This window comes from Nostoc favosum CHAB5714 (assembly GCF_020829495.1).
In the GTDB taxonomy this organism is placed as follows: domain Bacteria; phylum Cyanobacteriota; class Cyanobacteriia; order Cyanobacteriales; family Nostocaceae; genus Nostoc; species Nostoc favosum.
This window is the reverse complement of the sequence record NZ_JAIVFQ010000002.1, coordinates 161,190-176,925: the sequence shown is the minus strand read 5'-3', so window position 1 is coordinate 176,925 and position 15,736 is coordinate 161,190. Positions and strand designations below refer to the sequence as shown.

General features: G+C 42.5%; 12 protein-coding genes and 1 pseudogene. 10 read left to right on the top strand and 3 right to left on the bottom strand.

Annotation, left to right across the window (positions count from 1 at the left end; genetic code table 11):
* Window positions 1-38 precede the first annotated feature (38 nt).
* Entirely contained in the window at window positions 39-1,385 is a 1,347-nt protein-coding gene (gorA, locus tag LC586_RS02330) for a glutathione-disulfide reductase (RefSeq protein WP_229482764.1), read from the top strand.
* Window positions 1,386-1,893: 508 nt separating this feature from the next.
* Window positions 1,894-2,343 carry a hypothetical protein gene (locus LC586_RS02325; RefSeq protein WP_229482763.1) on the top strand — a complete coding sequence of 150 codons (450 nt, stop codon included), beginning with the start codon at window positions 1,894-1,896 and terminating at the stop codon, window positions 2,341-2,343.
* A gap of 137 nt (window positions 2,344-2,480) precedes the next feature.
* Here LC586_RS02325 and LC586_RS02320 read toward each other — a convergent pair whose 3' ends face one another.
* On the bottom strand, window positions 2,481-4,841 hold the full coding sequence (locus LC586_RS02320; protein WP_229482762.1) for a CHASE2 domain-containing serine/threonine-protein kinase: 2,361 nt from the start codon (window positions 4,839-4,841) through the stop codon (window positions 2,481-2,483).
* A gap of 740 nt (window positions 4,842-5,581) precedes the next feature.
* On the opposite strand from LC586_RS02320, the gene LC586_RS02315 reads away from it, so the two are divergent.
* The 3 genes and pseudogenes from LC586_RS02315 to LC586_RS02305 all read left to right on the top strand — a co-directional run.
* Entirely contained in the window at window positions 5,582-6,103 is a 522-nt protein-coding gene (locus LC586_RS02315; RefSeq protein ID WP_041565194.1) for a LabA-like NYN domain-containing protein, read from the top strand.
* 95 nt (window positions 6,104-6,198) lie between these two features.
* Entirely contained in the window at window positions 6,199-7,803 is a 1,605-nt protein-coding gene (locus LC586_RS02310; protein ID WP_229482761.1) for a 2-isopropylmalate synthase, read from the top strand.
* Window positions 7,804-8,219: 416 nt separating this feature from the next.
* Window positions 8,220-8,585 (top strand): annotated as a pseudogene (locus tag LC586_RS02305) (DUF4277 domain-containing protein); the annotation flags it as partial.
* Here LC586_RS02305 and LC586_RS02300 read toward each other — a convergent pair.
* Complete coding sequence (locus tag LC586_RS02300) at window positions 8,579-8,758, bottom strand: toll/interleukin-1 receptor domain-containing protein (protein ID WP_229482907.1); 180 nt, start codon at window positions 8,756-8,758, stop codon at window positions 8,579-8,581. The pseudogene LC586_RS02305 and the gene LC586_RS02300 sit on opposite strands and share 7 nt — an antisense overlap.
* Before the next feature lie 662 nt (window positions 8,759-9,420).
* On the opposite strand from LC586_RS02300, the gene LC586_RS02295 reads away from it, so the two are divergent.
* Window positions 9,421-10,314: an SDH family Clp fold serine proteinase gene (locus LC586_RS02295; protein WP_229482892.1), complete on the top strand. Its 894-nt coding sequence runs from the start codon at window positions 9,421-9,423 to the stop codon at window positions 10,312-10,314.
* Window positions 10,315-10,345: 31 nt separating this feature from the next.
* Here LC586_RS02295 and LC586_RS02290 read toward each other — a convergent pair whose 3' ends face one another.
* Window positions 10,346-11,023 carry a peptidoglycan-binding domain-containing protein gene (locus LC586_RS02290; RefSeq protein ID WP_229482760.1) on the bottom strand — a complete coding sequence of 226 codons (678 nt, stop codon included), beginning with the start codon at window positions 11,021-11,023 and terminating at the stop codon, window positions 10,346-10,348.
* Between the two features lie 479 nt (window positions 11,024-11,502).
* Between LC586_RS02290 and LC586_RS02285 the strand changes: the two genes are divergently transcribed.
* The 4 genes from LC586_RS02285 (at window position 11,503) to LC586_RS02270 (ending at window position 15,513) form a co-directional block, all read left to right on the top strand.
* Complete coding sequence (locus LC586_RS02285; protein WP_229482759.1) at window positions 11,503-12,921, top strand: hypothetical protein; 1,419 nt, start codon at window positions 11,503-11,505, stop codon at window positions 12,919-12,921.
* A gap of 244 nt (window positions 12,922-13,165) precedes the next feature.
* Window positions 13,166-13,627 (top strand): ribosome maturation factor RimP, encoded by a 462-nt coding sequence (gene rimP / locus LC586_RS02280; protein WP_229482758.1) that lies wholly within the window; start codon window positions 13,166-13,168, stop codon window positions 13,625-13,627.
* A gap of 181 nt (window positions 13,628-13,808) precedes the next feature.
* A complete protein-coding gene (nusA, locus tag LC586_RS02275; protein ID WP_229482757.1) occupies window positions 13,809-15,095 on the top strand; it encodes a transcription termination factor NusA in 1,287 nt (428 codons plus the stop codon).
* Window positions 15,096-15,243: 148 nt separating this feature from the next.
* Window positions 15,244-15,513, top strand: coding sequence for a YlxR family protein (locus LC586_RS02270; RefSeq protein WP_229482756.1), 270 nt, complete (start codon window positions 15,244-15,246; stop codon window positions 15,511-15,513).
* Window positions 15,514-15,736: the final 223 nt, after the last annotated feature.

Below are 15,736 nucleotides of genomic sequence, written 5' to 3'. Positions count from 1 at the left end.
CTCTGCTTTCCAAAACAGTGAAAAAGGAACAGATTTTTATGACATTTGATTACGATTTGTTTGTCATTGGTGCTGGGCCTGGGGGATTGGCAGCAGCTAAAAAAGCAGCTAGTTACGGTGTACGTGTCGCTATTGCCGAACAAGAATCCGTCGGTGGGACTTGTGTAAATCGCGGTTGCGTTCCTAAAAAACTGATTGTCTACGCCGCTGACTTCGCCCTGCAAAATCAAATAGCGCACAGTTATGGGTGGAGTGACTGTCAAACATACTTTGACTGGACATTATTTATTAAGTCAGTACATCAGCATATTGACACCATTAACCAGTCTTATTTTCAGCAATTGCAAAAAGCTGGAATTGAACTAATTTCTGAATATGTCACTTTCATCGATACCCATACTATCAATATTAATGGACGCAAAGTTACAGCCGACAAAATTTTAATTGCTGTGGGAGGGCAACCCCTCAAGCCCAAAATCCCAGGTATAGAATACGCTATCACATCCCGCGAGATGTTTCAGCTACCCTATCTGCCGAAACGTTTAGCAATTATTGGCGGTGGCTACATTGGCGTAGAATTTTCCAGCATGATGCACGCTTTCGGCTGCGAAGTGACGGTGATTGAAAAAGACGAGATGATTTTATCGGGGTTTGATGATGACATTCGCTCTGCTGTACATCAGGGTTTGAGTAAACGGGGAATTAAAGTATTCACCAACAGCACCGTTGCTGAAATTAAATATTCAGATGAGAGTTTGTTGTTAACTATTACTGGTGAGAGCCAAGAAATAATTACAGCAGATACCATTTTAGTTGCCACAGGTTACGCTCCAAATACCAAGAATCTTGGTTTGGAAAATGCCCATGTTGAACTTGGCGAACATGGTGCAATTAAAGTAGATGAATACAGCCGCACTAGCCAAGAAAACATTTTTGCTGTGGGTGACTGCACCAGCCGCGTGCAATTGACTCCAGTGGCTAAGGCAGAAGGTATTGCCTTTGCGGATACAGTTTTTGGCAACAAGGCGCAAAAACTAAATTATGATTATGTCCCCACTGCTGTTTTTTGCCGTCCAGAAGCGGCTAGTGTGGGGATGACAGAGGCGAAAGCACGGGAAAAATTTGGTGAATCTGTACAATGCTACTGCACCCAGTTCCAACCACTGTTGTATCAGCTAATCGAACAGGATGAGCCAACCACTATAAAGTTAGTGTTAAATGGTGATTCTGGGCAAGTTTTGGGCGCTCACATGGTGGGTGAACATGCAGCAGATATCATTCAAAGTCTGGGTGTGGCAATTCGCAAGGGCATTACTAAGGAAGATTTGGATGAAACAATAGGCATTCATCCCACGACAGGAGAAGAATTTTTGTCGTTAAATTAAAATTCTATGCACAACTGAGTGATATCATGTCAGCTTGATTGCTTATTATAGTTCCAAATCACATAGTCAAGTATAGTCAGACATTTGCAATTTAGGTAAAAGCCACTCTACTTTCAGCATGGACACGCTTAAATAGTGGAGTTATCCGCCTTGGATGTACTACCAGACACCCCCTATCCCTTAGAATAGACTTGAGATTGTCAAATCCTTCAGGATTACTTTTTCTGCCGATGTTGAATGCGCCATTCACATCGGCGTGAATCTTCAAACCATATGCAGTTACATACCACGCACGTTTGACACGCCTTCCTGAGAAGATGTGCTTTATATTGCAATACAGTTCAGTTAAGCATTTTTTCTTCTCTTTCTTCTCTTCCTTCTCTTCGAGACGCTGCGCGAACGTGTCCTTTGCGTCCTTTGCGGTTCGTTAAAAAAATTCACTTTGACAAAGAGTAAAGCCTTAACCCAAGCGTATTGCTTTATATTGCTGTTAGGTTGATAAGTTGGGATGATGTCCCAATCAATGGCAGATGCCTTCGGCTACGGTGTACACACAAGTCGGAAAAACTTCATCTACCAAAAATTTGCAGTGCGTTACGCTGGCGTGACAAAGCTAAATTCTTGCAATCATGGCGAACGCATTTGTTATTTCGGCGAACGCATTTGTTATTTCGGCGAACGCATTTGTTATTTCGGCGAACGCATTTGTTATTTCGGCGAACGCATTTGTTATTTCGGCGAACGCATTTGTTATTTCGGCGAACGCATTTGTTACTTCGGCGAACGCATTTGTTACTTCGGCGAACGCATTTGTTACTTCGGCGAACGCATTTGTTATTTCGGCGTGTCCATAACGCACCCTAAGAAACTACTAGAAGAGTTGAAACCTATGCTGGTCATACTTGTGTGTAACCGTAGCAAAGCATCGGGGTGGGGTGTAATGACTATGGAATCATAACGAATTACCCGGACATGATATGAAGAAGACACGACGAGGGGGAGAGGAGGAGCAGGGCAAGAAAGAATTATTGCCGAATAACTCTTTCTTTTTCCTCCCCTGCCTCCCCAGCTTATCCGAAACGGCCCGCGTCTTTCTCAAGTAGTTTCTGAGGATGATTCTGAGCAAGATTTTGTGGGAGCGCCTAAGTCATCTAAAGTATTCATTAATGAGTCATTCTGTAGCATGGGGTATATGCTTTGGAAACTTACAACATCGTCAAAAGCTTTAAGATCCTCAAGAGCCTCTGATGCAGACTGATATCGCTGTTTGAAGTCATCCAGCACCATTTTACTGAGAATCTTAGCGAGGGAGTGACTCACCTGGGTGCGTAGTTTACCGCCGTAGGCATCGCTCCATTTTATCTCTCCATCAGCATCTCTAGGTAGCTCACGGGGTGCTATACCAGTCAAGGCTTTAATTCCAACCATGCCGACTGCATAGATATCACTACTGTAGTGTGGACGCCCAAAACATTGCTCGCTTGGTGCGTAACCCTGAGTACCAATGCCAATGGTGAAGGGGATTTGCTCTTGATGATCAAGCTGTCTTGTATTGACTTCTTTGACGGCTCCAAAGTCAATCAGGATCAGTTTACCGTCTGAATGTCGGCGCATGATATTGCTGGGCTTAATATCCCGGTGAATCACATTGTTTTTATGGACAAATGTTAATGTTTGCAATAAGTCCCTGACAATTTTGATAACTGCAATTTCCTCAATTGCTCTACCTGCTGGCAATTCCTGATTTAAAGGATGACCAATGATCTGTTCTTGTACTAAATAAAATTCTTCATCTTCTTCAAAATACGCCAAAAGTTGCGGGATTTGAGGGTGTGTTCCCAATTTTTCGAGTGTTTGCGCCTCTGAGTTAAATAAACGTCTGGCAAGTTGCAAGGCTTCTGGTTTGGTGTTGGCTGGTTTTAGTTGTTTGACAACACATCGCGGATTTCCAGGACGTTGGGTATCTTCGGCAATGTAGGTTTCACTGAATCCACCGGAACCGAGAACTTTGACAATTCTGTAACGTCTAGCCAGGACTTTTCCTGATAAGGCTAAATCTCTTTGCTGGATTAGGTCTTGCAAGTCATCTTGTTGGCTGATAATCTCTTGGACAACGGCGGAAGTTTTATACTTCTGAAAAATGTCTACTAATTGGCGTTTTTTGATGCTTTCTCTCACTAATGAGGTTCCCAGATAGGAAAATCCAATCATAGCGATCGCAATCATTGGTACAGTAGTGGGAAATATTAACTGACCATGAACAAATAACCCATAACTAATTCCTACCCAAGTGCCAGAGAGGGCGAGGCTATAAAGAAATCTATTGATACTACGCTTGCGTCTGCTAATCATCAAGGCTGTACTGCCAACTATAATTAGCATAAACAAACCCCGCAACGGTGGACTTTTAATTCCTGGAGCGATCGCTTTACCTTGCATCAAAGTTGCGATCGCATTGGCGTGAATTTCTACGCCCGACATGGGTTTAGCGCTGTTGCTAGCAGCGACTGGATAATAATCATTGTGTAACTTATCTGTTGCACCAATCAGCACTATCTTGTCTTTGAAAACCTTTCCCTGCTGCAAATAGGTGTTCCAGTTTTCCGGGTCGAGGACATGCCAAAATGGTACTTGCTCAAATGTACCCGCAGAACCCCAAAAATGAATGCGATCGCCCTTTGGTCGGGGATAATTTACTTGTGCTGCCCTCAGTGCTGCTTCATCAAAAGAGGGTAGCTTCTCAATCAAATTATCTTCAGCTAACAACTTAGAAAACTCACTCGCCAATCGATGAACTTTACCATCTGCCTCCAAGGGGAAATTAACTGAGCCAATGGAGACTGACCCTGTATGAAACATCTGTTGTGGGTCAATCAGTTGCATAAAATACCCTTGGTGCGTCTGGGAATTTTCGTAGACGGCTGCTAAAGTAACTTTGCTGCCATATTTTTGCAATACTGCCTGGAGTTGGCGATCGTCAGTAGCTCCATAACTGCTTGGCGTGTCAAAAACTACATCTACCGCTACAGAGCGGACACCTGCTTTGATTAACTTTGTGATTACCTGAGCATAAGCAGCCCGTTTATAAGGATAAGATTTAAGTGTTTCTAGGTAGGCATACTGTTTCGGATTTGTTTTATAGTACTGTGCGGGAACTGATATTGACTGATCGTCTATTGCTAAAATTACGATGTCTTCTGGAGGCAAAATCGGCCCACGCACTTGGAAAAAGGCAGAAAGCGCCTTATTCTCCATCAATTGAACTAATTTTCCACCAGAAGCACTCAGCACTGCTGCACCCATTACGCAACCGCCAGCCAGGAGATGACCTAAGCGAAGCATCCACCTAGACTGACGAGCCGATGCTGTTGACGTTACCTTTGTCGGTTTACTTGAGTGTCTATTGGCAGCAGAGACATAGTTTTTAGTTAAGGTAGATGTAGGTTCTTCTGCCATATCGTGTTACTGATTGATTTAAGTCCAACACTTTTATTTATTCAGACCACGTTTTAGTACAAGCACATAGAAATAAGACTTAAATGACAATCTTATACATTTGTAAAGTATCTTCTATTCATCAACAAACTTTTATTGGCAAAGGTAGCCCCCAAGAGATTCCTACTTAGGTACTGCCTAAATTATTATTTTTCTGTTGAGTGAGTTACAAAAGAGTGATTCTCTCACAGATTATAGCCGGATATACTTCGTCTCTGTAGTTGGTTGCGGCGAGATTTTACCCTAACCTAACCAACAAGTACGCTCTTAACTGGGGTTTTACCAGAAGCTGTCCCAAGTCCGTCTTCTGTCTTTGGCGCAATATTGGTACTCCCCACAAAGTGTGTCCTGATACTGAAAGCAAAACCTATAGATAGGCATCAACTTATATCCTACCCTAAGCCTATGCCATACCTCTTTAGGAGTAAAATTTAGTGTTATACAGTTATGAATGCTGTTACTAGTTCAATTTTATTGGTAGATTTTGATCACAGGGTGGCTCTTGCAGTGCCGGAGGTGAATAAGGTTTAGCACCCAGTATCTCAACTCTAATGTTGCAGGCGTTTTTATGCCTTGAAAGAGGTAGGATAAAAGCTACAGATGAAGAATTACTTTATAGATATTAGCAAACAAGGCATTTGAAAATTGCTATAATCTATTGTTCCATCTAAATTCATTTATATTATTAGGTGTAAATTTGTATGGGTTCTCCAATGAATCGTCTGTCTATTTTTGTAGACGGAAACAATATGTTCTATGCTCAACAAAAAAATGGTTGGTTTTTTGACCCACGGCGAGTTTTAGAATACTTCAAACATGAGCAATCAGAAACAACATTAATTAACGCATTCTGGTACACTGGCTTAAAAGACCCACAAGATCAGCGAGGTTTTAGAGATGCTTTAATTAGTCTAGGATATACAGTTAGAACTAAAATTCTTAAAGAATATTATGATGATACTTCTGGTCGTTACTCGCAAAAAGCGAATTTAGATATTGAAATTGTTGTAGATATGTTTAATACAGTAGACCAGTATGACCGAGTAGTATTATTCAGTGGCGATGGAGATTTTGAAAGAGCAATCGAACTATTACGCTCAAAAAATACACATATTACAGTAGTTTCGACAGAAGGAATGATAGCTAGAGAACTACGGAATGCTACAGACAGATATATAGATTTAAATGATATCAGAGATCAAATAGAAAAAACAGAAGGTTAGTATTCTTAGCAATTATTTACAAAGGTAAGAGTAAAAGAAAAACTAAGGTTGAAGATATTTTCATCCATAAGTAAAAACTAAACAACAAACCGCAAATGACAAACAAAACAGATCGAATCATCATTTTTGATACTACACTGCGAGATGGAGAGCAGTGTCCAGGAGCAACTCTGAATATAGACGAGAAGCTAGTTATTGCCAAGCAACTGGCGCGTCTGGGTGTGGATATAATTGAGGCAGGCTTTGCTTTTGCTAGTCCCGGAGATTTTGAAGCAGTCAGCAAGATTGCGAAAATTGTGGGGACAGAAAATGGGCCGGTAATTTGCAGTTTGGCAAGAGCGATTAAAGCAGATATTGAGGCAGCCGCAGAAGCATTAAAACCAGCAGTTAACGCCAGAATTCACACATTTATTTCGACTTCTGATATCCATTTAGAGTATCAGCTGCGGAAGTCACGGGCAGAAGTGCTAGCGATCGCCGAAGAAATGGTAGCTTATGCCAAGTCCTTCATGACAGATGTAGAATTTTCGCCGATGGATGCGGCTCGTTCCGATCCAGAATTTCTTTACCAAGTGTTAGAGCGAGCGATCGCAGCTGGTGCAACAACAGTTAACATTCCCGATACTGTCGGTTACACAACCCCTAGCGAATTTGGGGCAATCATTAAGGGGATTATCGAAAATGTCCCCAACATAGACCAAGCGATTATTTCCGTTCACGGTCATAATGATTTAGGCTTGGCAGTTGCTAACTTCTTAGAAGCAGTGAAAAATGGCGCACGCCAACTAGAATGTACCATCAATGGGATTGGCGAACGCGCCGGAAATGCATCACTAGAAGAATTGGTGATGGCGCTACATGTGCGGCGACAATACTTTAATCCCTATTTGGGAAGACCAGAAGAATCTCAAGAACCCTTAACAAATATCGACACTCGGCAAATTTACAAAACCTCACGCTTAGTTTCCAATTTGACGGGAATGTTAGTACAACCAAATAAAGCGATCGTTGGGGCGAATGCCTTTGCTCATGAGTCTGGGATTCACCAAGATGGTGTGCTAAAAAATAAGCTCACCTACGAAATTATGGATGCTCAATTGATTGGCTTAACAGACAATCAAATAGTTTTGGGCAAACATTCCGGCAGAAATGCTTTCCGCACTCGGTTGAAAGAATTGGGCTTTGAACTGTCAGATACTGAGTTAAATAAAGCCTTCGTCAGATTCAAAGAAGTAGCAGATAAAAAGAAAGATATTTCTGATTGGGATTTGGAAGCGATCGTTAACGATGAAATCCAACAAGCACCCGATTTGTTCCGAGTAGAATTGGTGCAAGTTTCCTGTGGTAGCAACGCCCGTCCTACAGCTACAGTTACCTTGCGTACCCCAGACGGTGAAGAATTAACCGATGCTGCGATCGGTACTGGGCCAGTGGATGCAGTTTACAAAGCCATCAACCGTGTGGTGAATGTGCCCAACGAGTTGATTGAGTTTTCTGTGCAGTCAGTAACAGGCGGTATTGATGCCATTGGAGAAGTGACAATTCGTTTACGTTATGAATCTAAAGTGTTTTCTGGTCATGCAGCGAACACAGATATCATCGTGGCATCCGCGCAAGCCTATGTAAATGCGCTCAATAGGCTGTATTCTGCGTTGCAAAGGCAAGAAAAGCCAGAGGAAGTATCTGCACAGAAAGTCTGAGTTCGTATCAGTCAAATTGCCCATAATACAAGCAACGCACCTTGTTTTTAGCTGATGCTAAAAAACTCCTTCCCGATTTTGGCTACGGTATATACACAAGTTATCCGATTACCCAAAAGTCCTCCAAAACCTCACCCTGTCCTATCGGACATCCCTCTCCTTAGTAAGGAGAGGGACAGGTTTTGCATAGCAAAACCAGGGTGAGGTATCTTAGGGGCTGCGCGATAAATCTTAAATGGCCTCACCAAAGACTTGTGTGGACACCGTAGCCGATTTTGGGGAGGAGTTAGGTGTGATACCAATTGTTTCTGAAACTGCACAAAATCAGGCTTGGCCAGACTTGGAACCCAGATTCTGCAGGTGCGATCGTAAATGCTGTATTTTTGAAAATGACCTAAATGCTGCATTTTAGAATCATGACAGCATCACCATTAGATATCAGGGTACAGGATATTGACCACTGCGGCATAGTCGCAGGCATATGTGATGGATGAATCTAGTAGAACAAATCAATCGCCTGCTTGGAACTCACTCTCAAGAAATAATCAGTGCAGGTCAAGTTGTAAAAGCAATGGTTTTGAATGGACTTGGCTTCGTGAGTGCGCCATTATACCTGGCGTGAAAAATTTTTTGAAGGCATTGCCACAGAGCATCTGTTAGGAGAAGGGATAAGCTCGGAACACTTAAACGATGACCGTCTAGGTAGAGTATTAGACAAATTATACGAGGCAGGACTGACCGAAATATTTGTGACGGTGGCATTATCCGCAGCTCGTCAATTCAGGTTATCATCGATTTGCTTTGCCCACTCCATCCCTGCTTCAATCTTGTGATCGTGCCAAGCCTCTATTACTTTTTGCCGCTTCAGGGAAGCTAAGTGCTTATCTAATTGCTGCCGAAGTTCTTCATCTCTATGTGAGTAGGAAATAAAAAGTTCAACCGATTTACTTGCCATCTTATTACAACTCCACAAGGTGCATCATTTAAGCTGTCCATTCGCTTATTTCGCTCTAAGTTTTCAAATTACTGACGACAGAATAGCTGTTTCAGACTTTCTTAAAATTGCATAGGCGTAGCCCGTCGTAGACATCGCTACTAACTAGTTCATTTGAACTATAAATAACGAATAAAGAAGGAGATAAAATTTTTTATACAAAGCTTTAAACTCTTGTAAAATATAGGTTTTATGAAATTAGAACATATATTTAAAAATGAGCGAACGGACAGATTCAAGCTCCTTAACTCAAGCAAAACTATATACATAATATATAGCAAATAATATATATTTTGCTATGTGTTAGCTACATATTGGCTTGATGATAATTCGGAAAAGTACAGAAAATTTTTTGTTTTTACTTATTCAGACCACTATAAGCATTAATTATAAAATAGGTAGTCTCTAGCACTTTAATCTACGCAAGTGTGATTAGCGTAGGCGTAGCCCGCCCCAGGCATCGCTCTTTGGGAAAAACTTTTTGCTTTAATGATAATTTATAATTCATAATATTTTTGCTTAGTGTGGTTCAATATTTTTAAACCTACAGATAGAAATGCGATCGCCCAAAAATTGTCACAATAATGATGGCAACCGTTATTTTTGAACAAGAATTAATATTTATGGGCTTTGGTATTGGTGATTTATTCTGGATTTTTCTCCTTCTGACTTCTTTGCAACCCCTTTGGCAAAAACGTCAAATAGAATATCGCCGTTTGCGTGCTTTACAACAATTCCAGCAGGAACGCAATAGTCGGGTAATTTTGCTGATTCACCGCCAAGAGTCCCTTAGCTTCCTAGGAATTCCCTTATCTCGCTACATTACTATCGAAGACTCAGAACAAATATTGCGAGCAATTCGCCTCACACCCCCAGATGTGCCGATTGACTTAATTTTGCACACTCCTGGTGGTTTGGTTTTAGCTACAGAACAAATCGCCAGAGCATTAATTCGCCACCAGGCAAAAGTTACAGTCTTTGTCCCCCACTATGCCATGAGTGGCGGTACCATGCTTGCGATCGCCTCTGATGAAATTATTATGGATGCTAACGCTGTCTTAGGGCCAGTTGATCCCCAATTGGGTAACTACCCAGCAGCAAGTATCCTAAAAGTAGTCGAAGATAAACCCATCAGTGAAATTGATGACCAAACTCTAATTATGGCCGACCTCTCACGTAAAGCAATTGGGCAGGTACAGAGGTTTGTACGGACTCTGCTAAAAGACAGTATACCCAAACAAAAAGTTCTGCCAGAAAATATCGAATCGATTATCGAAGCCTTGACAACCGGCCGCGTCACCCACGACTATCCCATCACTATAGAAGAAGCAACAGAAATGGGGCTGCCCGTAACTGTCGGACTGCCCCATTCTATTTATGATCTCATGGATTTGTACCCACAGCCACAAGGAGGCCGACCCAGCGTCCAGTACATTCCTATGCCTTACAATGACCGTCGTCCAATTCTACCTATGCCCAAGGGCAGACCCTTAGAAGAACCAAATCAAATGACTTGAGAGGATTTGGGGTAGGAGTTTTTGGTGGCGATTAGGGTGTAGTTGTTGGTGTAGCTGTTGGTGTAGCTGTTGGCGTAGCTGTCGGTGTAGCTGTTGGTGTAGCTGTCGGTGTAGCTGTTGGCGTAGCTGTTGGCGTAGCTGTCGGTGTAGCTGTTGGCGTAGCTGTCGGTGTAGCTGTTGGTCTAGTTCTCGGTCTACCTGTTGGTGCAGGAGTTGGTGTAGCTGTTGGCTGACTGAAGACTGTCTTTGCTTCTTCATTCAGCTTTTGGCGGAGTGCTAAATTAGCAATTCCAGTTTCTTGCAACTGATATTTCTTCTGATACTCCTTCACCACGGCTTCCGTGCGGGAACCATAAAAATGATCGCGCGGAAGGGGAGGATTTGGCTTTACCACTGCATTCAAATTTGTGTGCAAAATTTGAATGATGCTAGCAGCAAAATTTTGGGTTTTTGGCCCTGCTATCCCATCAACTGGTTTTAGCTTATAACCCGTCTGAAATTCACGAATTGCCTTTTTAGTTTCCTCATCCGTCAAAGCACCATTTGTTACCTTGACGTTATAGCCTAACCCTCGCAACACAGCACGGAATTGCTGGGGGGTATAGCTACGTTGAGAAGCTGCGAAACCTGTGTCTGCAATTACGACACTAGCAGTTATCAGGCAAGTAACAGCAAAGTTCGCGCTTGATTTTCCAAACCCACACCACATACTTAAAACTCCTTTGAGTTAAATCAGCAGGATTATAAATGTTAACAGCTGCATTTTAAGTTTGTTTAATAACTTTTTTTGCGCTTTTTTAATATTTTTTGAATAATTTGTGATTTATTTTTGTCAAATTTAACTTTTTATACAAAAACTAATTTGCGTCATCCATCAAAAGGAGTATCTTGTATTAGCAGAGATACAGCCTCATTTGAATCGAATCCACCCCTTGAACACTGAATTAGTGTAGTGCATACATCTGTCACCTGTGTCAAGCTAGAGCCAGGGCAATCTGAGATGTTGCCCGAACGGAGCGGCTTTTGACCTTCGTTCAAAATTTATCCTGTTAGCGGTAGCGGGGCGTTTAGCCCATTCTGGCTCACCTCGACTGCGCTCGGCGACCACCTGGCTCCTGAATTCTGTTTCGATAAATGAAAGAGCTTATATTCCAAACATTCAAAGAAATGTATAATATATGACAAAATATGAAAAATATAAAATCTTCTAAACAGCAGAATCTTTGGTTTGAAAGAATTATGGCAATTACTGCCACCGTAAATTTAGGTTTAGTTTTGTTTAATTTAAGTTACGTACCTTGGCGAGATTTCTACTTGCGAAAACTTCCCCAAATTATCCAGATTTATGACCCAATAAAAGGTATTGAACCCCATCGAGACACAAAAAGTTATCTAGAAACAGTAGACGCATTAGAAGAACAAGTCAGGCAAACAGGGTTAGAGTCTTCTCAGGTAAATAACAGGCTAATACAAATAAGTCGTCTTAGCAGCGAGATGATTGACAGTAACCCGTTTGCGGGAGTGAATAAAAGTGGGACTCTGGAAAAAATCAAAAAGCGAATGCGATCGCACATTGGTAATGAATCTGCAAAACAGTCCTTTGCCACTTTTTGGAGTCAGCCGTACTTATCACAAAATGGCTGGGTTAAAGAAATTAATTTTTTTAACGAGAGCATCCGCCCTTTGATTGCCTCTAACTACTACCGCCAAATCGGTGAAAATGGCGAATTTGTTGATAATTTCTGGATTATTGACTTACCCTTTGTGATTTTATTTGGCGTAGAATTGCTGGGGCGCACTTTCTTAATTAGACGCCGACATCCTGGTTTAAGCTGGTTTGAAGCAGTATTGTGGCGTTGGTACGACCTATTTTTACTACTGCCATTTTGGCGGTGGCTGCGAATCTTACCTGTAGTAGTCCGCCTCGATCAAGCGCGGTTATTGGATCTCCATCCAGTGCGAAAGCAAATTCATCAGGGGATTGTCGCCAATTTTGCCGAAGAACTTACAGAAGTTGTAGTGGTGAGAGTAATTAATCAGGTTCAGGGTTCAATACAGAAGGGTGAGTTAACGCGCTGGCTACTGCAACAAGAAAATTTACGTCCCTACATAGATATTAATAATGTAAATGAAGTGGAAGCGATCGCAGGTCTTTTAGTAAAGACAATAGTCTACCAAGTGCTACCCGAAATCCAACCTGCGATCGTTGCCATTTTGCGCCACAACATCGAAACCGTCTTCCATCAAGTCCCCGTCTACCGCGACCTCCAGAACCTCCCTGGCGTGGGACAAGCCCAAACCCAGTTAAGCGAACAACTGGCGAATCAAATCACAACTAATCTTTACAAAACGTTAGTTAGTGCTGTTGAAGACCCTGTTGGCGCAAAACTCACCAGTCAACTAGTAGAAACCTTTAGCAAAGTCTTAGGATCTCAAATAAAGGAAAAACACGTACTCTCAGAAATTCAGAGTTTACTTTTTGACTTCTTAGAGGAAATCAAACTCAACTACGTCCAGCGTTTGTCCCAAGAAGACATAGACCAAATTATCGAGCAAACCAGACAGTTACGAACACAAGTATCAGTTCCAGCAGTAGTGAAAAGATGAGGCAGGGGGAGCAGAGGAGGCAGGGGAGGCAGAATAAGAACTACTGATTATTGAACCATGCTCAATGCCCAATGCCCAATGCCCAATGCCCAATGCCCAATGCCCAATGCCCAATGCACGACTATAAAAGAAATGCGCTAAACTCGAATTAGGCGAATCATAATTGTTTCGTCACAAGACTTCTTGGAAGATATACCTATCGCAGGAAGTGGGTCAGTGCCCACTTTTTTTATTGAATTTTCTCATGGCTCATCCTTTAGTTCCACAAATTATTGATTTGGCGACACCAGTGGCAGAAGAACTGGGATTGGAAGTGGTTGGCGTGGTTTTTCACACTAACCAAAGTCCACCAGTTTTGCGGGTAGACATTCGCAATCCTGAGCAAGACACCGGTTTAAATGATTGTGAGAGGATGAGCCGTGCTTTAGAAGCCTCCTTAGATGCTGCCCAAATCGTTCCAGATGCATACGTCTTGGAAGTGTCTAGTCCTGGGATTTCGCGGCAACTGGTAACAGACAGGGAGTTTATTTCCTTTAAAGGATTTCCTGTCATCATCTCCACTTCGCCACCCTACGACGGACAACTAGAGTGGACTGGTCAGTTGATTCGCCGGGATGAGACAGCACTTTACTTAAACCAAAAAGGTCGTGTAGTCGAAATTCCCCGCTCCCTAATTACTAAGGTGCAGCTAGACGAGCGCCGATAAACAAAGGGCTAAGGCTTAGGAGTTAGAGACTAAAGCACCTTGGCTCAAGGTTAGAGGCTAGGAGCTAGAGGTTAGGGACTAGTGTAAAGCTATTCTCTAATCTCTGGCTCTAATGCGTAATTTTCAGTCCCCAGTCTCCAGTCCCCAGTCCCCAGTCCCTAATTTTTAAAGGAGATTGCTTATGTCAATGGTTACTTTACCTGGATTAAAAGAATTAATTGAAAGTATAAGTCGTGAGCGGAATTTACCCCGTCTTGCAGTTCAATCAGCTATTAGAGAAGCATTACTCAAAGGCTACGAACGTTATCGTCGCGCCCAAAATTTAGAACGCAAACAGTTTGACGAAGATTATTTTGAAAATTTTGAAGTAGAACTCGATATTGAAGGAGAAGGATTTCGCGTTCTTTCCACCAAAACCATTGTCGAAGCAGTCAATAACACAGACCACCAGATTTCCCTAGATGAAGTGCAACAAGTCGCTCCCGAAGCGCAGTTAGGGGACTCTGTGGTGCTAGATGTTACCCCCGACCAAGGAGAGTTTGGTCGGATGGCAGCGATGCAAACCAAGCAGGTACTGGCGCAAAAATTACGGGATCAACAGCGCCAAATGGTGCAAGAAGAGTTCCAAGATTTAGAAGGAACTGTCCTGCAAGCAAGAGTCCTGCGGTTTGAGCGGCAATCAGTAGTTTTGGCAGTTAGCAGTGGCTTTGGTCAGCCAGAAGTAGAAGCCGAATTACCGAAGCGGGAACAGCTGCCCAACGATAATTATCGGGCAAATGCCACCTTCAAGGTATATCTCAAAAAAGTCTCACAAGGTCAGCAACGAGGGCCACAGTTGCTTGTGTCTCGCGCTGATGCTGGTTTGGTAGTTTATCTGTTTGCCAACGAAGTTCCAGAAATTGAAGATGAAGTGGTACGGATTGTTGCCGTAGCGAGGGAGGCAAACCCCCCTTCCCGTTATGTAGGCCCCCGGACTAAAATAGCAGTAGATACCCTCGATCGCGATGTAGACCCAGTAGGCGCTTGTATCGGAGCCAGGGGATCGCGAATTCAAGTGGTAGTCAACGAATTACGCGGTGAAAAAATAGATGTAATTCGCTGGTCGCCAGACCCAGCAACATATATTGCCAATGCCTTAAGTCCAGCAAGGGTAGATGAAGTACGCCTGATGGACCCAGAATCCCGGCAAACTCACGTACTAGTGGCTGAAGACCAATTGAGTTTAGCCATAGGCAAAGAAGGACAAAATGTCCGTTTGGCAGCCCGTCTGACTGGTTGGAAAATAGACATCAAAGACAAAGCTAAGTATGACTATGCAGGAGAAGATGCCAAATTTCTGGCTGTAAGAACAAAATATCAATCAGAGGAATCAGAAGAAGACGATCTTGAATATGAGGAAGAATTCGAGGATGAAAATCAGGACGGATTAGAAGATGAGGATAGTTTTGACAATAACGATGATGAATAATTGATTAATTTTGTAAAGTTTTGATACTGTTGATTGTAGTCTCAGTCTCTTGGATTATTTTCTCAAAAGCTACTTGGTATGAGTAAAAAATAGTAATAATAAACTTCTTTTTACATCCAGAATGCTGGACTGAGATCACCCAGAAGCGATGAAACCAAATTATCGGCGCTGTATTAGTTGCCGGAAAGTAGGCTCAAAAGATGAGTTTTGGCGGATTGTCCGCGTCTTTCCATCGGGAAAGGTACAATTAGATCAGGGCATGGGGCGTTCTGCCTATATTTGTCCGCAAACGAGTTGCCTACAAGCAGCTCAAAAAAAAAATCGACTAGGGCGATCGCTACATGCATCAGTGCCAGAAACACTGTACCAAAGCTTGTTGCAACGTCTAGCCCAAAGCAATACCCAAAACCAAATTTAATTGGAACAACTTTGTGACGTCATCACCAGAGGAATAGTGCGAAAGCCGAAGTCGCGCTTTCATGACACCCTCTGTTGATCGTTAAGGTTAGTGCCAAAATAGTAAATGGGTGTAAAAGGCATTCGGCTCTCCAATAATTAAGAGGGGCGAGGCAAGATTCCCAGAACAAGATGTAATCGATTGTGTTGTGGAAGGCTCAGAATCACCAAAACAAGAAACTACA